At 57.2% G+C, this 21332-nt stretch carries 17 protein-coding genes, 1 tRNA gene and 1 pseudogene; 15 read left to right on the top strand and 4 right to left on the bottom strand.

Features of this window, described 5'->3' with window-relative positions; all coding sequences use genetic code 11:
• The first annotated feature begins 110 nt into the window (after window positions 1-110).
• The 7 genes from ACR0AO_RS05520 (at window position 111) to ACR0AO_RS05490 (ending at window position 7342) form a co-directional block, all read left to right on the top strand.
• Window positions 111-1319, top strand: a complete 1209-nt coding sequence (locus tag ACR0AO_RS05520) for a class I SAM-dependent methyltransferase (protein ID WP_480600936.1) — start codon at window positions 111-113, stop codon at window positions 1317-1319.
• Between the two features lie 15 nt (window positions 1320-1334).
• Entirely contained in the window at window positions 1335-1775 is a 441-nt protein-coding gene (locus ACR0AO_RS05515; protein WP_480600933.1) for a TrgA family protein, read from the top strand.
• Between the two features lie 30 nt (window positions 1776-1805).
• Window positions 1806-2951 (top strand): NUDIX domain-containing protein, encoded by a 1146-nt coding sequence (locus ACR0AO_RS05510; protein ID WP_480600931.1) that lies wholly within the window; start codon window positions 1806-1808, stop codon window positions 2949-2951.
• A 55-nt stretch (window positions 2952-3006) separates the two neighbouring features.
• Window positions 3007-4041 carry a cysteine synthase A gene (locus tag ACR0AO_RS05505; RefSeq protein ID WP_480600927.1) on the top strand — a complete coding sequence of 345 codons (1035 nt, stop codon included), beginning with the start codon at window positions 3007-3009 and terminating at the stop codon, window positions 4039-4041.
• Window positions 4041-6485 carry a DUF3772 domain-containing protein gene (locus ACR0AO_RS05500; RefSeq protein WP_480600925.1) on the top strand — a complete coding sequence of 815 codons (2445 nt, stop codon included), beginning with the start codon at window positions 4041-4043 and terminating at the stop codon, window positions 6483-6485. The genes ACR0AO_RS05505 and ACR0AO_RS05500 overlap by 1 nt, the downstream gene beginning before the upstream one ends.
• The gene (locus ACR0AO_RS05495; RefSeq protein ID WP_480600922.1) at window positions 6475-7197 is read left to right on the top strand and encodes an alanyl-tRNA editing protein; all 723 of its coding nucleotides are present in this window, start codon (window positions 6475-6477) and stop codon (window positions 7195-7197) included. The genes ACR0AO_RS05500 and ACR0AO_RS05495 overlap by 11 nt, the downstream gene beginning before the upstream one ends.
• Window positions 7198-7252: 55 nt before the next feature.
• Window positions 7253-7342 (top strand) — tRNA-Ser (locus ACR0AO_RS05490).
• A 374-nt stretch (window positions 7343-7716) separates the two neighbouring features.
• On the opposite strand, the gene ACR0AO_RS05485 is transcribed toward ACR0AO_RS05490, so the two are convergent.
• The 3 genes and pseudogenes from ACR0AO_RS05485 to ACR0AO_RS05475 form a co-directional block, all read right to left on the bottom strand.
• Complete coding sequence (locus tag ACR0AO_RS05485) at window positions 7717-9399, bottom strand: recombinase family protein (RefSeq protein WP_480600920.1); 1683 nt, start codon at window positions 9397-9399, stop codon at window positions 7717-7719.
• Window positions 9396-9775, bottom strand: a pseudogene (locus tag ACR0AO_RS05480) (DUF2924 domain-containing protein). Before ACR0AO_RS05480 ends, ACR0AO_RS05485 begins: the two are co-directional and overlap by 4 nt.
• 32 nt (window positions 9776-9807) lie before the next feature.
• Window positions 9808-10038: a DUF3489 domain-containing protein gene (locus ACR0AO_RS05475; protein WP_480600918.1), complete on the bottom strand. Its 231-nt coding sequence runs from the start codon at window positions 10036-10038 to the stop codon at window positions 9808-9810.
• Window positions 10039-10437: 399 nt separating this feature from the next.
• Here ACR0AO_RS05475 and ACR0AO_RS05470 point away from each other — a divergent pair, with 399 nt between their 5' ends.
• The 3 genes from ACR0AO_RS05470 to ACR0AO_RS05460 are packed head-to-tail and all read left to right on the top strand — an operon-like array spanning window position 10438 to window position 13718.
• Window positions 10438-11832, top strand: a complete 1395-nt coding sequence (locus ACR0AO_RS05470; protein ID WP_480600915.1) for a site-specific DNA-methyltransferase — start codon at window positions 10438-10440, stop codon at window positions 11830-11832.
• Window positions 11825-12256 (top strand): DUF5681 domain-containing protein, encoded by a 432-nt coding sequence (locus tag ACR0AO_RS05465; RefSeq protein WP_480600913.1) that lies wholly within the window; start codon window positions 11825-11827, stop codon window positions 12254-12256. Before ACR0AO_RS05470 ends, ACR0AO_RS05465 begins: the two co-directional genes overlap by 8 nt.
• A complete protein-coding gene (locus ACR0AO_RS05460) occupies window positions 12243-13718 on the top strand; it encodes a phage terminase large subunit family protein (RefSeq protein ID WP_480600911.1) in 1476 nt (491 codons plus the stop codon). Before ACR0AO_RS05465 ends, ACR0AO_RS05460 begins: the two co-directional genes overlap by 14 nt.
• Window positions 13719-14493: 775 nt before the next feature.
• Here the strand turns inward: ACR0AO_RS05460 and ACR0AO_RS05455 are convergent.
• Window positions 14494-15495, bottom strand: coding sequence for a helix-turn-helix domain-containing protein (locus ACR0AO_RS05455; RefSeq protein ID WP_480600908.1), 1002 nt, complete (start codon window positions 15493-15495; stop codon window positions 14494-14496).
• A gap of 139 nt (window positions 15496-15634) precedes the next feature.
• On the opposite strand from ACR0AO_RS05455, the gene ACR0AO_RS05450 reads away from it, so the two are divergent.
• The 5 genes from ACR0AO_RS05450 to ACR0AO_RS05430 all read left to right on the top strand — a co-directional run bounded on the left by ACR0AO_RS05450 (window position 15635) and on the right by ACR0AO_RS05430 (window position 21131).
• The gene (locus ACR0AO_RS05450) at window positions 15635-17032 is read left to right on the top strand and encodes an amidohydrolase family protein (RefSeq protein WP_480600906.1); all 1398 of its coding nucleotides are present in this window, start codon (window positions 15635-15637) and stop codon (window positions 17030-17032) included.
• 107 nt (window positions 17033-17139) lie between these two features.
• Window positions 17140-17823, top strand: coding sequence for a DUF3299 domain-containing protein (locus ACR0AO_RS05445; protein ID WP_480600904.1), 684 nt, complete (start codon window positions 17140-17142; stop codon window positions 17821-17823).
• Window positions 17820-18998 (top strand): carbohydrate porin, encoded by a 1179-nt coding sequence (locus tag ACR0AO_RS05440; RefSeq protein WP_170337128.1) that lies wholly within the window; start codon window positions 17820-17822, stop codon window positions 18996-18998. Before ACR0AO_RS05445 ends, ACR0AO_RS05440 begins: the two co-directional genes overlap by 4 nt.
• 114 nt (window positions 18999-19112) lie before the next feature.
• Window positions 19113-19493, top strand: coding sequence for a hypothetical protein (locus tag ACR0AO_RS05435; RefSeq protein ID WP_480600901.1), 381 nt, complete (start codon window positions 19113-19115; stop codon window positions 19491-19493).
• A gap of 723 nt (window positions 19494-20216) precedes the next feature.
• Complete coding sequence (locus tag ACR0AO_RS05430) at window positions 20217-21131, top strand: homocysteine S-methyltransferase family protein (protein WP_480600899.1); 915 nt, start codon at window positions 20217-20219, stop codon at window positions 21129-21131.
• The last annotated feature ends 201 nt before the right edge of the window (window positions 21132-21332 follow it).

Raw genomic sequence — 21332 nt, 5'->3', positions numbered from 1 at the left:
GCCGTTCCGGACGTGCTGGTGAATCATTGAAGAACCGGCCCCAAAAGACAAAACTTGCTTGAAATCCAATCTGCTTTTAGCCTGTCAGAACATCGCAATGGGAAGAGCGAATGGTCCTGACATCGACGGAAGGGCAGGAAAATCTGCCGCGATATTTCACGCAAGTCATGAAGATGCTGGATGGCATGAAGTCCGGACGTCTGGATATCGGTTTGCCGGACGGGCGCGTATTTCGGGCCGAAGGAGAATACCCCGGACCCGTGGCGCGCATCGACATTCATGATCCGGACGTTTTCGCGCGACTGATCCGCGAAGGCGATCTCGGATTTTCGGATGCCTATCTTGAAGAAGAATGGAGCACGCCGGATCTGAGGTCGTTCATGGATCTGGTCAATCTCGACAATGAAACCGTCTATGACGGTTTTCCCGGCCATTTTCTGGCTCGCGCCTATGAGCGGTTTAGGTTCTGGCTGCAGCGCAATCACAAGGAACAGGCCAGAAAGAACATCTCGTACCACTATGATCTGGGCAACGACTTCTACGGCCTGTGGCTGGATGAGACCATGACCTATTCCAGTGCGATTTTCGAGACCGGGCAGGAAAGTCTGGAAAAGGCGCAAACGGCGAAATATGCCAGCCTGGTCGACGAAATGGGGGCCAAGCCCGGCGATCACATTCTGGAAATCGGCTGTGGTTGGGGCGGATTTGCCGAATACGCCGCCAAGGAGCGCGGGTTGCGCGTGACCGGCTTGACGATCAGTCAGGAACAATTCAACTATGCGGCGCAAAGAATTGAAAACGCGGGGCTTTCCGATCTGGTTGATTTCAAGTTGCAGGATTATCGTGACGAAAAGGGTTCGTATGATGGTATCGCCTCAATCGAAATGTTCGAAGCGGTGGGACAAAAATACTGGCCGGTCTATTTTGATGCGGTGCGCGAATGTTTGAAACCCGGAGCAGCGGCCACTTTGCAGATCATAACCGTTGCTGACAAGCGTTGGGAAATCTACAAAAATGGCATTGATTTCATTCAAAAATACATCTTTCCCGGTGGAATGCTTCCCGCACCGGGAATTCTGAAGCAGCAGATCGATCAGGCGGGGCTGAATTTCGTGCGGTCCAAGGAATTCGGCAAAAGCTATGATCTGACGCTGCGCCGTTGGTACGAGACATTCAATGACAAGTGGGATCAGATCTCGGCCATGGGGTTTGATGAGCGTTTTCGCCGCATGTGGAATTTTTATCTCACCTCCTGCGGCGCGGCCTTTGACACCGGCATTTGCGATGTGACACAGATCACAGTTGCAAGACCAAACTAACGCCGGAACCCGCCTATGCCTACAGCCTCCCGTCTCGTTGCAGCGCTTTGTTTGGCCGTGCTTGCGTTTATCGTGTCCGGCCAAATCATCGATCAGGCGCCCGAAGGCACCAATTTCGGAAAATTCACCTATGTGAACATTGCCCTGGGGATTGCGTGCGGCTGGGTCGTTATGGGTCGGCGGGCGGGTAGGGGCACCACCTGGGCCATCAACAACGGCCTGACCGGTATGGCGGCGCTGGTGTTCTGGGGATTGTTCGTGCAGGGCACCAACGAGATGTTCAGGCTCGCCATGCGGCACCGCTACGACGGACCGTTCGAAGCCGTGCTGGCGATTTTTACGCTGGGCGTTGATTTCGGTCAGGCTCTGCTGATGCCGCATATCATCTGGACGCTGCTGATTGGTGGCGTATTGTCCGGCTTGATCACCGAGGCCGCCTGGAAACGCTGGCGGTAAATCAAAACAACCCACGGAAAGCTCAATTTGGTGACTGACCTGTTTTTTTACGGCACGCTTCGCTTTGCGCCGCTGCTTGAATGCGTTCTGGGGCGGGAGATGGCGACCATCGATCTGACGCCGGCGTCACTGGAAGATCATGCGGTTTACGAAGTCAAGGATCAGGCCTTTCCGATGATCGTCGAACGGCCAGGCGCGCGCGCAGCCGGGATTCTGGTCCGGGGGATGAGCGAAGAGGACATTCGGCGTCTGGCTTTTTACGAGGGCGGCTTTGACTATGATCTGGCGACACGCAGCCTGAATCTGCCTGATGGGTCCCGGCGGGACGCAAAAGTGTTTTTTCCCACGGCAGGCCGCTGGCCGCCTGGCGAAATGTGGTCGCTGGAGGCATGGGTGGCGCGGTGGGGCGAAATGACCCTGTGCGCTGCAGAAGAAGTGATGGCCTATTTCGGGCGTGAGACGGTTGAGACTATCGACCGGAGCTTTGGCGCCATCCGGATGCGGGCCTGGGCCAGGGTGGCGGCGCGGCAACGTCGAACGGGCGATCCACGTGAAGTGGACCGGGATGTGGTTCTGCATCGGCACGACTACCCCTATATCGACTATTTCGGCGTGCAGGAGGTTCTGCTGCAACACCGCAAGCACGATGGCACCATGGGACCGGTGATCAGCCGCAATGCCCTGATGACGGGGCAGGCGGTGGTCGTTCTGCCCTATGATCCCATCCGGGACACCGTGCTGCTAGTCGAACAGTTCCGCGCGCCGGTCTACATGATGGGTGATCCCGAGCCGTGGGTCTGGGAGCCTGTCGCCGGCATGATCGACCCCGGCGAAACACCGGAAGAAACCGCCCGTCGTGAAGCGCTGGAAGAGGCTCATGTGGCTCTGGACGGTCTGGACTATGCGGGCGGCGCTTATTCCTCGACCGGGTCCTCGACGGAATTTGTTCATTTGTTCGTGGGACTGGCGGATCTTACCAGGACCATCGACAATGGCGGTTTGGAGTCCGAAGGCGAAGACATCCGCAGCCGAATTCTGCCATTCGCGGAGTTGATGGAGATGGTGGACAGCAACCGAGCCAAAGACCTGCCGCTTTTGGCCCTGGCGCACTGGTTGTACCGGAACCGGAAGCGGTTACGCGGTGCGAAATCTCGACAGGCATCCGAGTCTGCTTGAGATTGCCGGGGGGCGAGGCTACATCTGTGCCTCAAACTGACCGAAAGAGGGACCTATGCGCATTGCACGTGATCTGGCGGACGCCGTTGGAAAGACACCGTTGATCCGGCTGCGCCGCGTCAGCGAGGAGACGGGCTGCGAAATTCTTGGCAAGGCCGAATTCATGAACCCCGGCCAGTCGGTCAAGGACCGCGCCGCGCTGTTCATCATACGCGACGCCATCGCGCGCGGCGATCTGAAGCCGGGCGGCACCATCGTCGAGGGGACGGCCGGCAATACCGGTATCGGTCTGGCCCTGGTGGGGGCGTCGATGGGGTTCAAGACCGTGATCGTCATCCCAGAGACACAATCGGAAGAGAAAAAGGATATGTTGCGGCTGGCAGGTGCGCAACTGGTGCAGGTGCCGGCGGCGCCCTATCGCAATCCCAACAACTTTGTACACTATTCCAGGCGTCTGGCCGAAGAACTGAACAAGACCGAACCCAATGGTGCGATCTGGGCCAACCAGTTCGACAATGTGGCCAATCGCCGGGCGCATGTGGAAACCACCGGGCCCGAGATCTGGGAACAGACCGGTGGCAAAGTCGACGGGTTTGTCAGCGCCGTGGGTTCGGGTGGCACGCTGGCGGGCGTGGCCGACGTGCTGCAACCCAAGGGTGTCAAGATCGGTCTGGCAGATCCGATGGGGGCCGCGCTGTTCAGCTATTACACCACGGGCGAACTGGCGATGGAGGGCAGCTCTATCGCCGAAGGAATCGGTCAGGTGCGGATCACGCGGAATCTGGAAGGCTTCAGCCCCGACTTTTCCTATCAGGTGCCGGACACCGAGGCGCTCCCCTATATCTTCGATCTGTTGCGCGAAGAGGGGCTGGTCATGGGCGGGTCGACCGCGATCAACATCGCTGGTGCGGTGCGTCTGGCCAGGGATCTGGGGCCTGGCCACACGATTGTGACTGTTCTTTGCGACTATGGCACACGCTACCAATCCAAACTGTTCAATCCGGACTTCCTGCGGGAAAAGGAATTGCCGGTTCCCGACTGGATGACCGAGGCCCCCCGTAGCATTCCGGGTGTGTTCGAGGACGTGTGATGGCTTGGTTGGGCCGGGTACTGTTCGCGTTTTCCGCAATCCTGTTAATAGGGTTTGCCGCCACGGCGTCCGCCCAGCTTTCTGAAACGCAGACCGAATATTACCGGGACTGGTTGAAAACGGCGAAGCGGGCGGAAGAGGTGGTCAGGACCGACCGGGCCTCGAACGCCGCGATGGAAAACCTGCGGACGGAAATCAACGAGTATAGGGAAGCGTTTAACAAGGCCAGACGAGCGAACGCAGAACGAATTCAAACGCTTGAAAGTCAGGTCAAGGCGCTTGGCCCACCACCCGAAGATGGCACCGAAGAACCTGCGGACATTGCCCAACTCAGGACTCACCTTGACGATCAGCTGGACAAGTTGCGGGTGCCCCGGATCATTTCCGAAGAAGCCTATAGTCGCGCCAATGGCCTGATAACCGAGATCGACCGGACCATTCGCGACCGGCAAACCAAAGAGCTTTTATCCCGCGGCCCCTCGCCTCTGAATCCAGCCGCATGGCCCGGCGCTTGGTCCGATCTTGCCAAGGCATCCCATGCGCTGATTAACGAAATCGGTGCCAACATTCGCACTGCCAGCGTGCGCGAAACGGTTCAGAACCGCGCGCCCGGCATTCTTGTTCTGTTTTTCATGTCGTTCATTCTGTTGTGGCGCAGCAAGCGGTGGGTTGAACGGCTGGGTGCTTATCTTCGTTCGCTCGGAGGGAGTGGGTCAGGGGTTTGGACCTTCACAGTCTCGTTGTTCCGGATTTTGCTGCCTTGGGTCGGGGTGGTCTGTCTTACGACCGCCATATCAATCAGCGGTGTCACTGGGGTGCGGGGCACACTGCTGCTGGAACAGATACCTTATTGGGCGGCAATCCTGCTGTATTTTGACTGGATCGGGCGTCAGATCTTTCTTATGGGATCGACAAACAGGTTCCAGCGGTTCTCGGCAAAGCAAATTTCTGAGTTGCGGTTTCACATCGGCCTTCTTGCGCTTTTTCTGGTTCTTCATGATCTGATCAACCTGTTTGAGCGCATCGAGAATATTTCGGACGCGACGCGGGCTGTGGTTGGATTCCCGGTCATATTGGCCACTGCGCTCGTGCTGTTGCGAATGCGGCAAATTCGGGAACGCAAAGGTTCCGAAGATGGCGAGGCCAAGGCAACGGCGCGGGCTGCGGGTTTTGGGCAGTTGGTCGAAATACTGCGAAAGGCAATGTTCCTGTTGGGCATCGCGTCGCCTGTTTTGGCCGCAGTGGGATATTCCAACGCTGCCGAGGGGATCGTTTTTCCCGCGGTCAAGACACTGGCACTTATCGCGGCTCTGGTGATCTTCCAGAGGTTTATCGGCAATGTCTATGGGTGGCTTACGGGGCAGGGGGATGCAGCGCGGGATTCGCTGTTTTCGGTTCTCGTCGGATTTGCCCTCGCAATACTCGCTCTACCGATTCTGGCAATTTATTGGGGTGCACGCAGGGCCGATCTCAGCGAGCTCTGGTCCCGGATGTTGCTGGGGTTCGATATCGGTGGAGTTAACATCTCGCCGACGAATTTCCTGACATTTGTCGCCGTCTTCGCAATCGGGTTCGGGTTGACGCGCCTGCTGCAGGGCGGGCTGCGGAATTCCCTGCTGCCGAAAACCAGAATCGATCCGGGAGGCCAGAACGCCATTGTCGCTGGCACCGGATATGTCGGGATCTTTCTGGCCGCGCTGGTGGCGATTACTGTGGCAGGTTTCGATCTGTCCTCTTTGGCCATCGTCGCTGGTGCACTGTCGGTCGGTATTGGTTTCGGGCTTCAGACCATCGTGTCGAATTTCGTATCCGGCATTATCCTTCTTGTTGAACGCCCGATTTCGAAAGGGGACTGGATCGATGTGAACGGGATGATGGGATATGTCCGTGATATTTCGGTTCGTTCGACGAGGATCGAAACCTTTGATCGTTCTGACGTCATTGTCCCCAATTCCGATCTGATCAGCGGTGTGGTCACCAACTATACACGTGGCAACACGGTCGGGCGGGTGATCGTTCCTGTAGGGGTCGCCTATGGTACGGACACCCGCAAGGTCGAGAAGATTCTGGGTGAAATCGCCAACGCGCATCCAATGGTTCTGGCCAACCCGGCGCCGACCATCGTTTTTCAGGGTTTTGGCGCGGATTCGCTGGATTTCGAAATCCGCGCGATCCTGCGCGATGTGAACTGGGTGCTGTCGGTCAAGTCCGACATGAATCACGAGATAAACCGGCGATTCACCGAGGAGGGCATCGAGATTCCGTTCGCGCAGCGCGATGTCTGGCTGCGCAATCCGGAAACCCTGCAGCCGCAAAGTGGACCGCCGCCCAAAGCGCCGGAGCCATCGGAAGATGCCAATGTGCCGGACGAGGACGCAAGCCGTCAGAATCCGGTGCACCTGACCGAATCCGATATGGGAGCAGAAAGCGGCGATGACTACTGAACTTCTGTTTCGCCGGAACGCCTATTTGCGCCAGGCTGATGCCCGCGTGACCGGCCTGACCGAGGCGGGCGGCATAATCCTCGATCGTAGTCTGTTCTACGCAACTGGCGGAGGGCAGCCAGGCGATGCGGGGCGTCTGCTCTGGGATGGCGGCGCCACTGAAATCGCGACAACGGTCAAGGGTGAGGGTGGCAGCATAGTCCTGCTTCCGGTTGACGGAATTTCCCTGCCACCGGCCGGGGCCGAGGTCGTGCAGGAGTTGGACTGGGAACGGCGTTTCGGCCATATGCGGGTGCACACGGCGTTGCATCTTTTGTCGGTGGTGATCCCGCTGGAGGTGTCCGGAGGCGCGATTGGCGCGCAAAAGGGCCGGCTGGATTTCAACATGCCCGAAGCGCCGCAAAACAAGGAAGACCTGCAGCATCGGTTGCAGTCTCTGATCGACCGGGATTTGCCGGTTTCCGAAGACTGGATCACCGATGAAGAGCTTGATGCCAGCCCGGGTCTGGTCAAGACGATGTCGGTCTCACCACCCAGGGGAACAGGGAGGGTGAGGCTTGTCAGAATCGGGCAGGGCGGCGAACAGGTCGATTTGCAACCCTGCGGCGGCACCCATGTCGCAAGAACCGCGGAAATCGGGCGTATCAGGTTGGGAAAGATCGAGAAAAAAGGCAGACAGAACCGGCGCGTCTATCTGCATCTAGACGAATAAACCATGGATTCCGCCCTTGCAAATCCCGCACCGATCGTCCAAATAACCCCGGCACGGAGAGGTGGCCGAGTGGTCGAAGGCGCACGCCTGGAAAGTGTGTAGGCGGGAAACCGTCTCCAGGGTTCGAATCCCTGTCTCTCCGCCACCCATTCCCGTCTCACTTCAGTGACGTTTTTTGTCCCGGAATTGTGCCGCATTTCCCGGGGATTGGAGTGCTGTCTCGTGAGCGGAGACCGACGTTCTGGGGCAGGTTGAGGGCGATCTGTCCGGAAGTCTCTGTTGGGCATTTTGGTGGGTTCGGTTTGAGCGCAAATTCCCTGAAAACTGGCGATTTACAGGGAATTTTGACGAACAGACCCTGTTTTCACGAATTTCGCGACGTCTAGTGCGCTGTAATATATGGAAATTTAGCGACATTTCCCTAAGCGTCGGAACAGGGAATTTTTTCACCCGAACAGGGAAGCATTCGGATCAAAACAGGGAACCCGTCTCGGAGATCAGGGAAGTCGGGAAGCCCATTCAGAAGAAGCCGAAGGTCTTCTCCTGCTCGTGCCAATCCAGAGGGTGGTTGACGCTGACCAAACGCTTGAGCGACAACTCTGGCGGTTGCGAGCCATCAAGAATGGCAGCCTGTATTTTCGGGGACAGAAAGGCGAGCTGGGTTCGCGTACGGATGAACGCGTCGGAGTGGTTTTCGCGCCGGGCTATATCGGTCAGGTTTGTCCCGGTTTGCAACTCGCGAGCCCAACCATGGGCACGGATCAGCATGGCGCGAAGATGCGTGACTGGCGCTGGTGTGATGTCGCCGGCGATGATTTTTGTCTCAACGCCTCGGCGGCGCAGGTTGAAGGGGCCACTCACGTGCAGCAACGATGGGTGGAGGTCATCCACGGGAACCCGGAGACTCCTGGCCATTTCCCTGCCATCCATGTGGATCTCGATCTGTCCGCGGCGGAGAGCGCCGGACTGGATCAGACCGGAGCATTCTGCGCCACCGGCATCACTTAACCGGGCGGCCAGATTGCAAAGGTGGTGCGCTGCTGCGGTTGATGCCTCGGCATCGGGCTGGATCAGGATGGCGTGAGTGCGGGCGGCCGTGTCCAGATGAGACGCAAGGATGCGGGTCACGGCCTTCTCCAGCGCCGGCCCCGGCAATCGCCAGCCGCTGGGATCGGGGCCGCCCGAGATTAACCGATTGGAGACATAGTAGCGAAGCCGTCGGCCCTTGAGGGTGGTGTGGGTTGGCGTCAGACGGTCGCCGGTATCGTCCCGCAGCAGGCCGGTGAGCCAGGCGCCCGGATCCGTCGCTCTGGATTGCGCGCCAGGTAAGGATTGCCCGCGGGACCGGCGTGAGGCTTGCCGCATCAGATCCTGTACCCGGTTCCAACGTTCTTCGCTGACGATAGCGGGGTGCTGGCCGGGCCAGACCTTGTCCTTGTGGCGGATCCTTCCGAGATAGACCGGGTTGCGCAGCAGGTAGTAGATCTGCCCGCGCGCCAGGATGTGGCCGCCTTTGCTGGAGCCGTCCGGCCGTGCGATCCGCTTCGACCGCAACCTGTCCCGGGCGGCGACTTCTGCCACCTGGCTCAGGCAGCCCATTTCCGCATAGAGATCGAAGAGGCGCCGGACCGTTTTGGCTTCGTCTTCGTTCACCATCAGTGTTCTTGCCTTCGGGTCTGGATGGCGATCATAGCCCAGCGGCAGGTTGCCTCCCATCCAGAGGCCCTTTTTCTTGGAGGCGGCGATCTTGTCTCGGATGCGCTCGGCGGTCACCTCGCGTTCGAACTGGGCGAAGGACAACAGCACATTCAGCGTCAGTCGCCCCATGGACGATGAGGTGTTGAAGGCCTGCGTCACCGACACGAAGGAACAATTGGCGTGTTCGAGGCGCTCAACCAGTCTGGCGAAGTCTGCGAGTGACCGTGTCAGACGGTCGATCTTGTAGACCACCACCATGTCGATGCGCCCGGCATCGACTTCTTCGAGCAGGCGTTGCAGGGCGGGGCGCTCGAGCGTGCCCTCCGAGAGGCCGCCGTCGTCATAGCGCCCGGGCAACAGCTTCCATCCCTCGTGGCGCTGGCTGGCGATGTAGGCAGCGCAGGCCTCGTGCTGGGCGTCGAGCGAGTTGAACTCCTGATCCAGCCCTTCGTCAGAGGATTTGCGTGTGTAGATGGCACAGCGGGTTTTCGGGCGTTGGCTCATTTGCTGGCCTTTCCCTTGAGACCAAAGAAGCGGGGTCCGGACCAGTGTGCGCCCGTGATCTCGCGCGCGATGGCCGAAAGCGACCGGTAGGCACGACCATTCCAGTCAAAGCCATCATCGGTGACATCGACCACATGGGTCGCCCCTTCCACTCGCGCAACAGGCGTCCGCCCGGTTTGAGGGCAGGGCGTTGGTCACGCCGAGCCTGGGAGGGGCTTTTCTCAAGGGCGGTCCTGACCTGGCGGGGCAGTCCGCCGAGACGGCGGGACTGCAATTCGAAGGCAAGATAGCGGCGCAGGAAGAGCATGCTCATCTTCCTGGGGGCAGGGGTGCCAAACACCTCCTGCCAGAGCGCCAGCAGGTCCTGGCGATCCATCACCGTCAGATCAGCAGTGGCGACCGACGCGATCACGACCTTCCCTCCGGTGCTACTACCATGTGATAGGTGGCGGGTGATCCCGGTGTATCCGATGCGCGGCGTTCGATCGTGGCCCCTTTTTTGCGCAACATGCTGAGCGCGGCTCGCGCCGAATGTTGTTGCCAGCCGGTGGCCTTGCAAATCGACACCAGGCTTGCACCGGCAGGGCGGCACAACATGGCCTGCACTTTGGCAGTCTTGGTCTGTTTGGCTTTGGACATGGATGATCTCCTCGTGTTCAGGGGCCAGCAGGATGCTGCACCCCGGTACCGAGGAGAGCCCGAAGCGTTCGGGCGTGGGTCCAGTGATGCGTGGTTTGGGGAAGTAGTCCAGTCGAAAATCGCTGCCGCTGACGAAGAATTCTGGGTGAGCTAACATAAAGTAAATAAACAATAAACTTGCATCTTGTCGTTGGGCCAGCTATGTTATGGAGGCCTCATACAGGACCTTCATTTCCTGCCAGAAGCACTCAAGAAGCTAAAACGCCCTCAGGGAGCATCGAAAGAGGCAATGAACCGGATCGCTGGATCCGGGGAGTTGCTGTGTGCTCTCTCCGCCTTTCCTCCCGCGATCCATTCCGATCCCCGCCGCATCTGCGGCACCACTGAATGGAGACACACATGCAAACCAAGCCCACGACCCCCGATGCCCTGGCAACGACCAAACCCGTCTGGATGGCTGAGAAGGTGATCCAGACGCCGGTTTCCAAACTCAAACCGTACGCCAACAACAGCCGTATCCACACGGCAAGGAATGTGGAGAAGCTTCAAGCGTCCATGGCACAGTTCGGGTTCGTCACCCCGATTCTTGTCGATGGCAATGGTACAATCATAGCCGGTCATGGCCGTTATGAGGCCGCGAAGGCTCTGGGGTTGAAAACGGTGCCGACCGTGGTCGCCGCGCATCTGAGTCGGGCTGAGGTGCGCGCTCTGCGCATTGCCGACAACAAGCTGGCGGAACTGTCGGAGTGGAATCTGGAAGCCCTTCAGATCGAGTTGGGCGACCTGATGGATCTGAGCCTCGAGGGCATGTTAGACTTCGACCTCGACATCATTGGCTTCGAGACACCCGAGATTGACATCATCATAGACAGGGCAGGGCTGAGCGATACCGCTCCACCGGAAACTGTCGAGAACCCGGACCCGGGCACACCGGCGGTGACACGGCCGGGCGATCTCTGGTTGCTGGGCAATCACCGCATTCTGTGCGGCGATGCGCTGCAGGAAGCCAGCTATGCGCGGGTGCTGGATGGTGATGTCCCGCGCATGGTGTTCACCGACCCGCCTTACAACGTGCCGGTGCAGGGGCACGTGCGCGCTGGCACGGGCAGCGGCCATCGCGAGTTTGCCATGGCCTCGGGGGAGATGTCGGAACCTGAATTCCGCAGCTTCCTCGAGTCTGTCCTGTCCCGTCTTGCGGCATGCCTGCCTGCGGGCGCCATCGCCATGGTATGCATGGACTGGCGTCACATCGAGGAGCTGATCGCAGCAGGCAAAGCACGGGGGTTTGAGCTGATCAATCTTTGCGTCTGGAACAAGAGCAACGGTGGCATGGGTAGTCTCTACCGTTCCAAGCACGAGATGGTCTGCATCTTCAAAAAACCGCGCGCGCCGCATATCAACAACGTGGAGCTGGGTAAACACGGTCGCAACCGCACCAATGTCTGGGACTATGTCGGAGCGAACAGCTTCGGCAAGGGGCGCGAGGCAGATCTGGCCGATCATCCCACGGTCAAGCCGACCGCGCTGGTGGCGGATGCAATCATGGATGTGAGCCATCGGGGTGACCTGGTCCTGGATGCCTTTGGCGGCTCCGGCGCCACACTGCTGGCCGCTGAGAAGACCGGCCGTCGGGCCCGGTTGATCGAGTTGGACCCGCTTTATGTCGATGTCGCCATCCGCCGTTGGCAGGAAATGACCGGCAAAAAGGCCATTCTTTCGGGCTCCGGAGAGAGTTTCAATGACCGCGCGGCTGCCCAGGCCTGCGTCGAGGAAATGGAAGCCGAAAATGTCTGAGGATGGAAAGGACTACGATGTCGGCTACTGCAAACCGCCCAAGAAGAGCCAGTTCAAGCCTGGCCAGTCGGGTAATCCGAAGGGGCGGCAGAAAGGCGCCAAGGGGTTTAATGCCAGCCTGAAGCGTGAGCTTGTATCGAAAATCACGGTTCGCGAGGGCAATCGCGAAGTCCGGATTTCCAAGGCGGAAGCCATGGCCAAGCGGCTTACGGAGAAAGCCCTGAAAGGAGATTTGAAGGCGCTGATGGCCCTTCTGAAGCTTGACCGCGAACTGTTCGGTAACATCGATGTTCACGATTCTGTTGCTGGTCCTTCAGGGGTGCCCGATCCAGTTGACTTTGACATCCTTCGGGATTTCCTGTCCGAGCTACAGACGGGTGAAGAGAACGTCCAGGGCAAGGAGAGCGACGATGACGGCACCTGATCCTCGTATGGTTCGGCAGGCCGCCAGAGAGGTTTGCCGGGACAATTTCTTCCCGTTCGTGTGGAAGGTGTTTGACACCCTCCATCACGGGTCCAACGGCAAGTTCGAACCTGCCTGGCATGTGCGTGCGATTTGCCATGAGCTTGATGATGTGCGCACCGGCGCGACCAAGCGGCTGGTCATCAATATCCCGCCCCGCTGCCTGAAATCCGTGACCGTAGCGGTGTCCTACGTGGCCTTCTTGCTGGGACATTCCCCCGGGGCAAAGATCATCGTGGCCAGCTACGGTCTTGATCTCGCCCGCAAGCATTCCGAGGATTGCCGGCGGGTCATGTCCTCGCGCTGGTACCACGAGATGTTCCCGGAGACCCGACTGGCGAAACGTGGCAACACCGTCGACGAAATCCGCACCACCGGGGGTGGCAGCCGCAAGGCAGTTTCCATCGGCAGTTCGGTGACCGGCCATGGCGCCGATTATATCATCATCGATGATCTCCTGAAGGCCGGAGATGCAAATTCCGAGGCGGAATTGATCCGGGCGCAGGAGTTCATTGAAGGCACATTGTTGTCGCGTTTCGACAACCCTTCTGAGGGCCGGGTCGTGATGATCGCGCAGCGGCTGCACGAGATGGACCCTCCGGGTTACCTCCTTGACAAGGGCACCTACCGGCATCTGAACTTGCCCGCCATCGCGGAGGAAAACGAGGTCGTGCCGATCAGACGCGGCCACGTTCATCGGCGCAAGCCGGGTGACCTTCTGTTCCCGGCGCGCCTCGACCGGGAAACACTTGATCGCATGCACCGTGAAATGGGGTCCGCCGTTTTCAACTGCCAATACCAGCAGAACCCGATCGCGCCGGATGGCTCACCGCTGCGCTGGGAATGGTTCGGAACATATGATGAAGTTCTCCCTCGAATCCGGTACCACCTGGTTGTCCAGAGCTGGGATACCGGTACTTCGGCTGATCCGCGGTCGGATTTTTCCGTCTGCACGACCTGGGGGTTCCTGCCGCCTCATTGGCACTTGCTCGATGTCTGGCGCGGGCAACTGGACTATCCCGATCTCAAGTCCAGGGTGCTTGCACTGGTTGACCGGTGGGTCCCCGAGAAGGTTTTGATAGAGGATGCCGCGACCGGTCGGCCACTGTTCCAGGAACTGTTTCAGGATGACAGGCGTTACGTCCGCATGACCCCCGACAAAGATAAGGAAATCCGCTTCAACGCGGCCTGTGCTCCGGTGGAGGAGGGCAAGGTCCTTCTGCCAGCCGAAGCGCCGTGGCTGACAATCTTCAAGCACGAACTTCAATCCTTTCCCCGCGGGCGGAATGACGATCAGGCCGACAGCTTCAGCCAGTTCCTAAACTGGTCAAAAGGAAACGGGTTCTGGCGGACGCTTGACCGGGACCATCCGTTGAAACTGGAACGACGTGAGCGCAGCCGGTCGCGTGTCAGACGGCGGTAATACCGCCGTCCGCGTTTTCTTGTAGGCCGACCGGCTTAATCGTCAGGCTCATAACCTGAAGGTCGCAGGTTCAAATCCTGCTCCCGCAACCAAAATAAACGACAGATAACAGACACTTAGCCTCGCAAATCGCGGGGCTTCCTGCGTTGGGCCTACGGCGCTGGAAGCACTGTGGAAGCAGCAGGAACGGAAACACGATGTGGCGAACACGCAACAGAGACTGTCCGCTCAAATCTTCGCAAATAGGTCGCGATGAGTCTTTAATTGCCAATCCCAAACTATTTGATCTCTGCGCCTGCATGCGCCCGGTTAGCGGGTGAGTGCAGTCATTCGATTCAGGGATGACGAATTTGAACTGAGCGGACAAAACCGACCTTGGTTTTTTCCTCTTCGCTGACGCAGCATCGCTTTGCACATGCGGCGGTTTCTTGCTGCGTTGCCGCCCATGTCGCGGAAGCGGTCATTGCTTGCTGGTTTCGAACGGCTAATCCATACCGCCCATTCGCTGCATGGCGCTTGGACACGAAAGACGCGGGACAAATTTGCCATTGGCTCAATGGTTACTGAGGACCGGTCGCAGCCCGAAGCGGACCTTCGCAACCAAGCTTTGCTAACTCCGAAATACACAACGAAACGGCCAGTTGCAGAGGTTGTATCGGCGGTGGCAACCAACCATTCATGTCGTCGACTAACCTGTTCAACGTCGCACTACAACTTCTCCGAACTGATCCCACGAGGACCTAATCTTCGAAGCGTTCATTTGGCTCGACCACATTTACTTGCTTCGGAACTTAGTCGGTGTCATTCCGGTTTGACTTCGGAAAAAGCGAGTGAAATGGGACTTGTCGGAGTAGCCAAGCATTAGCCCAATCTCCGCTATTGTCATCTTGTCTTCTTTGAGGTGCTCCTTGGCGACATCGACACGCAGCCGTTTGATCTCGCGGGGTAGCGTTGTGCCTTGTTTCTGAAGCGCTTTCAGGAACCGTTCCTGTTGTATTCCCAACAATCCAGCCACCACCTCTGGTCCCAAATCGGTTTCATCCAGTTTGTCGCGCAAGACAGATCGCAATGCAGCCACCACGGTTACTTCTTCATCTTGTCGCTGTGAGGCTGCGGGCTTGGCAGAGACCTCTGAGACATGGTGCAAAAACAACCATTCCACAGGAAAACTGATTTGCATTCCGGGGTCAGCCCCAAGGCCAACCCCGATCCCCTTGTAGTCGAAAGGCAGACCATTGATGTATCGGCTTTCCAATCGCACAAGGGAAGAATCCCAGTCACCTCCAACGACTGTCTGCAACAGGCGTATATAGATTGCAGCCCCGAAACCGGTCACCTGAATGGGTGGGACAGTTGGCTCCTGTTGTCTATCGACACGATAAGTCGCTTTGTCCGCTTCAATGATAAGGCTGTGCCGCACAGAATTTGACTCCTGAGGTACGAGCCCAACAAAGCGGGTAAAAAACTCGAACAGCGTCTTTGTGGTTCGCAGGGCTTGAGCGAACGGAGGCCACTCTTGCAGGTCAAACGACTCTCCTACATTCAGTCCAAGGTATCGATCCCCTGACACTTCTGAGAAAGCATTTACCAAGCCGTAAACCAACTCGGAGTGAACGAACACGGATGGGTTAGTCAACAGTTCGGCTTTCAAGCCGACCTGATCCAATGCTGGTTGCGGATTGATCTTACGTTCGGTGAGATATTGCAGAAAGGGAGCGGCTAAAGAGAGGCGAACAAAGCCCTCGCTATGCTCTCGGAAGGCGGAGTTGAAAGGCAAGCTCATAACCCTTGTTTGGATTAGCTTTAAGAAGTGGCCATTTTTGCAGTCACATTCGTACATCCTAATTCAAAAGGGGCAACCGAGCCAATGAATTCCAGACTATAGTTGGCAAAACATGAATATGAAGGGAGTACTTATGTCCGGCTTACGAATGTCTCTTTGCTCGACGGCAATTGTCGCGGCAGTTCTTTCTTTTTCGACGACCGCGCAGGCTCAGGATCAAGAAGAACCCCAAACGCTGTTTACCAACGTGCATGTCTTCGATGGCGTCAATGAACAGCGGATCGAAAATGCGAGCGTTCTGGTCGAGGGCAATCTGATCAAGTCCGTCTCAACCGATGCCATTGATGCGCCGAGTGCGACGGTTATCGACGGTGGCGGACGTACTCTGACACCGGGCTTTATCGAGAATCACGCGCATCTGATGCTCATGGGGCCATCGATTGCCGAGATGGAAACCAACTCGACCTGGGAGGATTTCGCCATCCACGGGACACGGATGGCCGAAATGTACCTGATGCAGGGCTTCACGACCGTTCGCGATGCCGGGGGCGCTGGCGGTGGGCTGCGGCGCGCAATAGACGCCGGCCAGATCGTCGGCCCCCGCTTTTACCCTTCCGGGGCATTTCTCGGAACACGTGGTGGTCACGCCGATTTCGCATCCTTCACATCTCCGCCGGGCGGGGTGACCAATTTTGGCACTCTGAATATGGCCCAACAGGTCAACGGTGTTGATGAAATTTACATGTATGGCCGCAACAACTTGCGCATGGGTGCCACGCAACTGAAGTTCATGCAATCGGGTGGGGTGATTTCGGCATTCGATCCATGGCAGTTGCTCGCCGGTTCGAAGGAAGAGATTGAGGCCGCTGTTCAGGTTGCCAACGAGTACGGCACCTATGTCATGGCACATTCCTACCGCAAAGAAGCGATCATCAATGCCCTGAATGCAGGGGTCAGAACCATTGAACACGGATTTCACTTTGACTGTGAGATTTCTGCTTTGATGAAAGAAAAAGGAGCGTACATCACGACGAACATCACAGCATTTGATCCAGGCCTACTTGATGTTCCGTCCGTGAAAAACAACCCCAACAGTTTGAGGAAGGCCAAATCGGCCTCGGCGACATTCGAAGCCTACATTCCCAGCATGAAAGAATGCCCGGCACCGCGTGGTTTCCAAACCGATTGCGTCGGCTCGGTCGAAGCGTGCAACATCCAGATCGCCTATGAGAAACATCTGAATAACCATTTCTTCGGCCCTTATGCGTCGATGGTAACCCTAACTTCGGTAGGTGGCGAGATCGCGGCACTTAGCGGTGATTTCATGAACCCCTATCCGGAAGGCAAACTGGGTGTGATCGAAGAAGGCGCCTATGCGGATATCCTGCTGATCGACGGCAACCCGCTCGAAGATTTCTCGGTCGTTGGAACGGGTGATCAATGGTTTGGCGCGGACCCGAGGCCGGACAGCCCGGAAACAATCCGCCTGATCATGAAGGACGGTGTGATCTACAAAAACACACTGGATTGACCAGATAAAGCAGCCGGAGAGCATTCATGCGAAATTGGTTTTGCTCCGCAGTATTCGCAGGGTTGGTTTTGTGCGGTTATGATGCTGCGGCGACGCCTGGAACCGCGTTGGACTGGGCAGATCTGCCAGATCCGTCTGCGCAGGTCTTTGATGACCCCTATCGTGAACTCAGCCCCGAACAGTTCGACGATGTTCTTTTCGTTGTGCGTATACGCGGCAGGTTGCAGCAGGAGGTTGGCAGCGCCGAAGAACGGCAGAAATGGCAATTGCTTTTAGCAGAGACCGAAGACGCCTTGGTGTCAGACGGAATTGACGTCGACTGGTTACTCGATCAGCGCGAGGTTGTGACTGAACGTCGAAGAAAGGCTGGAACGAGCGGAAACCCGCAATTCGACGGCAGAACAATCACACTCGCGGGCTTTGCCATTCCTGCTCCAAGCGATCCGGACGGCCGGCCTGTGGCGTATTTGGTGCCAGAAAGAGGGATGTGCAGCCACATGCCTCCACCTCCGCCTAACCAGATGATCCGTGTGCGGTTGAACGGGGACTGGGCGCCTAGCTATTTCCACGAACCCGTTCGGCTGACAGGCACGCTGACTATCGATCCTTCCGTTCATAATATGATGGTTGTGGATGGCCTCATGCCTATGAATGCGACTTTCCAGCTAGAGGCGGAACGTGTCGAAACTCTGGAAACCGAGGCAGACAGGTTGGAATGGAAGCAGCGTGCTGCTGATCGCATCCGCGCGGCAGGAAATCGCAAGACCGGTGGGGCACAGGCGTCAAAATGATAAGACTTCTGGTTGCCGCATTGAGCATTGCATTTGCTGGCGCAGCGTCGGCTCAGGGACTATCCGGGCCATCTTCAGTCGAAGCCGATCTTGCGCCCGGAGACGGGCTCACCGATCCGCAATATCGTTCCGATTTTCCACGCAACATCGCACCGGGTTGGTTTCAGTGGAAAGACCGACTGGCTGAGGGTGGTTTTCGGTTCAACATTGACTACCTGGCATTGGGCCAAACCACGGATGCTGATCTGGGAACCGGCGAAGCAGCCAGCGGAATTGCGCGGTTCTACGGCAGTTGGCAGGCAACTGAACGGGGGTCTCTGACATTCAAGATCGAAGACAGGCACAGTTATACTGACGTTGCTCCGCAATTTCTCGGGCTGGATGGCGGAGCCCTTTCAATCACGGGAACAGCCTTCAATGACAACGGTTTGCTTCTGACCAATTTGTTCTGGACCCAAAGGGCTGAGAATGGGTCGTGGGCGCTGCAAGTCGGCCAGATTGATGTAACGGACTTTGTGGATATCTACGGGTTGGTAAGCCCCTACAGTGGTTTTCAAAACCTGTCTTTCAATACCAACCCGACAATCAACACGCCCAACCAAGGCCTTGGTATTGCCGGTGGGGTAAAGCTGAGCGAGAACCTCTACGCCGTTGCCAGCGTATCAGACGCAAACGCCGACCCGTCCGATCCAAACTTTGATGTGTTTAGCGACGGCAATCTCTTCAAGTCGCTCGAACTTGGGTACACGTCCGGCTTTGATCGCATCTACTTCGACAATATCCATCTGACCCTCTGGCATGCGGATGCGGCTGACGATGGCAGTCGAGCAGAAGATTACGGCGCAGCGTTTTCCGCCGCATGGTTTGTTGACAATAAATGGATGCCGTTCTTCCGTGCAGGGGCCTCGAAGGGAACCGCAGCGCTTTATGAACGGTCGATTTCTGCCGGTCTCGGTTACTATGGTCGCAACACCGATTTGGCCGGTCTGGGCCTAAACTGGGCCGAAGCAAGAGGCATAGATGGCGATCAGTTCACGCTTGAAGCTTTCTACCGCTTTTCAATCTCACCCGGATTGCAGATCACGCCATCGGTACAATTCATTTCCGACCCGCTTCTAAATCCCGATCAGGACCGGATTACCCTGTTCGGTCTAAGAACCCGGATCGTTTTCTAATGCGGGGTGAAGGCAGTCACTAAGGGGTGTGCCAAAGGGCAACTAAAAGAGATCAAGCGCGTGCCGGAATTTTCAACGCCGGTCGAATGAAGTTGGGAAGCAAAGGAACAATCTATGAAGATCGCATACGGAATTCTCGCAGCCTTAGCAGTTGCGTTTTTCATCCTTGGAGGCAGCGATGCCCATGCCAAAGACAACAAGGGTAAAAAGCCGAACAAGGGGGGCAAGAACGGTGATGTCAGCATTCAGATAGAAGACAAACCCGGCAAAGGCCCAAAAGCTGTACCACCTGGACAGATCAAGCGCTACACGCGCGGTGCCAAGCTCCCATCTGACCTGGAGTTCGAGGATATTGGGGACCTTTCCAAATGGAAGCTTGGGGAGCCGGGCAAAGGAAACCGCTACATTCTGGTCGATGACGAAGTCCTCGAAGTTACGAATGACCTGTCTACCGTGGTCGATGCCGTCGGCATCGTCGGTGATCTTCTAAATTAGGCGAAAGTACGATGTTTCAGGGCAAGAACTACCTCGTTTGCCCTGACGCTGGCCGGGGCGATCATTTGTGAACCCCGGCCCAAGTTCAAAACCCGGATCCGAGGCGCTACGATGATAAAGGCCCTTCTTGTTCTTTTTGCGCTTGCTACCTTTTCGTCAGCACGCGCCCTACTCGCTCAGGAAAACGGTGCAACTGAAGTCCCGCAAACAATACGCTTTGAGGGCTATGTATAGCCCAGTCGCGAAGCAGAACTGTCGCCTTTGGTGGACAATGTGGTCAACCGGACTTTGCAAAGTCTGCTTTCTGCGCATCGCTGACCTTAAAGCGCGTTGAAGCATTTTGTATTTTGGGCTCTCACCAAGATTTCGCCGCCACCAAGCCGAACCTCGGCTTTTGGGACACGGACGGCAGCTCATCATCGGAAACGCCGCAGGATCAACCTCTTGGCCAGAGCTGTCGATGGCCGGTTCATGTCCAAGCCCAACAAGGGCCTTTCTGCTCAAGCATTCGGCGGCAGTGAGCCCACTCTGACCGATGCTGCGAAGAGCGCCAATGTCCGAGACATATCAATTGCCGTCATCCTTTGGTCTGACAACATGGTCATTTCCGGAACCCCATCCTATTGTAGTCGTGGAAGGAGGCTGCCTGAAAGTCGAGGATTTGTGCTCTCTCGCCTCGATCTGTAAAATTAAACTGAAACTGGAAAAAGGGAGTGGTCATAGATGAAACGTTTCTTGCCTCACGAAACGGATCAGAAATTTCTTATTTTCGCCGCGACCGGAACGGACCTGATTTTCAATCGCAGGGTTGAACTGCCTGGGTTTGCGTCATTCCCCTTGGTTGAGGATGCCAACGCCCAGCCGATTGTTGTCGACCAAATGCGCGATCTGATGAAGGTGGCCGCCAAGGCCGATCTGGGTTGCATAATCGATACACTCACGTGGATGGCAAACCGCGACCGTGCGGCACCGCTTGGCTATGGAGCTGACCGCTTGGCAGCTTTGAACCAGAAAGCAGTGGCCCTTATGTGCAACTTGCGAGACGAGGCAATGCGCGATGATGTTCTGGTGGCGCTCTGCATCGGTCCCTCCCGTGATGCCTATGCCAAACTTCCGCCCCTGACGGTCGCGGACGCGCGCGCCTATCATGCTATTCAGATAGGCGCAGTGGCTGACGCCGGAATCGATTTGGTTAATGCGTACACTTTCAATCAAGTAGAAGAAGCCGCAGGTGCTGTACTGGCAGCCAAGGATTGCGGGGTGCCGATTGCGGTCTCATTCGTTGTGGAAACCGATGGCTGCCTGGACAACGGAACTGGTTTGGAAGAGGCGATTGATCGCGTCGACGCACTCACCGATGGGGCTGCGGCCTATTTCATGGTCAACTGCGCGCATCCCGATCACTTCAGCCATGTTTTGACAGGGCACCCGCGGCTGAAAGGAATGGCGGTGAATGCCTCGCGGTGCAGCCACGCTGAACTCGACAATGCGACCGAGTTGGACGACGGAAATCCGAAAGAACTCGGTGCCGAGGTTGCGCGCCTCGTACGCAGTTTCCCGGATATCTCTGTTGTAGGCGGCTGTTGCGGTTCGGACATGCGCCACATGAGAGAGATGGCGGCCTGCATCAAGGCATGAAACCATGGATTGCTAAGGCTTTATGACGGTGTTCAACTGTAACCAGTCAAATGACTGCAAGTACCTAATTTTACACGTTCGCTAAAGAAGAGCGAACTCACACTTTGTCCGCGACCTGTGAATTGGCTGGTCCGTCTTCGCTGCGCCGAACATCAATGGCCGGTTTTCCCGCCGCAAAGCGGCGTCCGTGATCGCGCTACT

The sequence above is a fragment of the Ruegeria sp. AF8 genome (assembly GCF_056541825.1).
The sequence above is the reverse complement of the archived record's forward strand: the minus strand, read 5'-3'. Positions and strand labels throughout refer to the sequence as shown.

What these genes read in the sequence shown, in the direction of transcription:
- ACR0AO_RS05430 (WP_480600899.1), top strand. Translation starts at nt 20,217, where the DNA reads ATGAAACGTTTCTTGCCTCACGAAACGGATCAGAAATTTCTTATTTTC.
- ACR0AO_RS05450 (WP_480600906.1), top strand. Translation starts at nt 15,635, where the DNA reads ATGTCCGGCTTACGAATGTCTCTTTGCTCGACGGCAATTGTCGCGGCA.
- ACR0AO_RS05520 (WP_480600936.1), top strand. Translation starts at nt 111, where the DNA reads ATGGTCCTGACATCGACGGAAGGGCAGGAAAATCTGCCGCGATATTTC.
- ACR0AO_RS05500 (WP_480600925.1), top strand. Translation starts at nt 4,041, where the DNA reads ATGGCTTGGTTGGGCCGGGTACTGTTCGCGTTTTCCGCAATCCTGTTA.
- ACR0AO_RS05440 (WP_170337128.1), top strand. Translation starts at nt 17,820, where the DNA reads ATGATAAGACTTCTGGTTGCCGCATTGAGCATTGCATTTGCTGGCGCA.
- ACR0AO_RS05505 (WP_480600927.1), top strand. Translation starts at nt 3,007, where the DNA reads ATGCGCATTGCACGTGATCTGGCGGACGCCGTTGGAAAGACACCGTTG.
- ACR0AO_RS05465 (WP_480600913.1), top strand. Translation starts at nt 11,825, where the DNA reads ATGTCTGAGGATGGAAAGGACTACGATGTCGGCTACTGCAAACCGCCC.
- ACR0AO_RS05460 (WP_480600911.1), top strand. Translation starts at nt 12,243, where the DNA reads ATGACGGCACCTGATCCTCGTATGGTTCGGCAGGCCGCCAGAGAGGTT.
- ACR0AO_RS05475 (WP_480600918.1), bottom strand. Translation starts at nt 10,038, where the DNA reads ATGTCCAAAGCCAAACAGACCAAGACTGCCAAAGTGCAGGCCATGTTG.
- ACR0AO_RS05485 (WP_480600920.1), bottom strand. Translation starts at nt 9,399, where the DNA reads ATGAGCCAACGCCCGAAAACCCGCTGTGCCATCTACACACGCAAATCC.
- ACR0AO_RS05470 (WP_480600915.1), top strand. Translation starts at nt 10,438, where the DNA reads ATGCAAACCAAGCCCACGACCCCCGATGCCCTGGCAACGACCAAACCC.
- ACR0AO_RS05515 (WP_480600933.1), top strand. Translation starts at nt 1,335, where the DNA reads ATGCCTACAGCCTCCCGTCTCGTTGCAGCGCTTTGTTTGGCCGTGCTT.
- ACR0AO_RS05495 (WP_480600922.1), top strand. Translation starts at nt 6,475, where the DNA reads ATGACTACTGAACTTCTGTTTCGCCGGAACGCCTATTTGCGCCAGGCT.
- ACR0AO_RS05435 (WP_480600901.1), top strand. Translation starts at nt 19,113, where the DNA reads ATGAAGATCGCATACGGAATTCTCGCAGCCTTAGCAGTTGCGTTTTTC.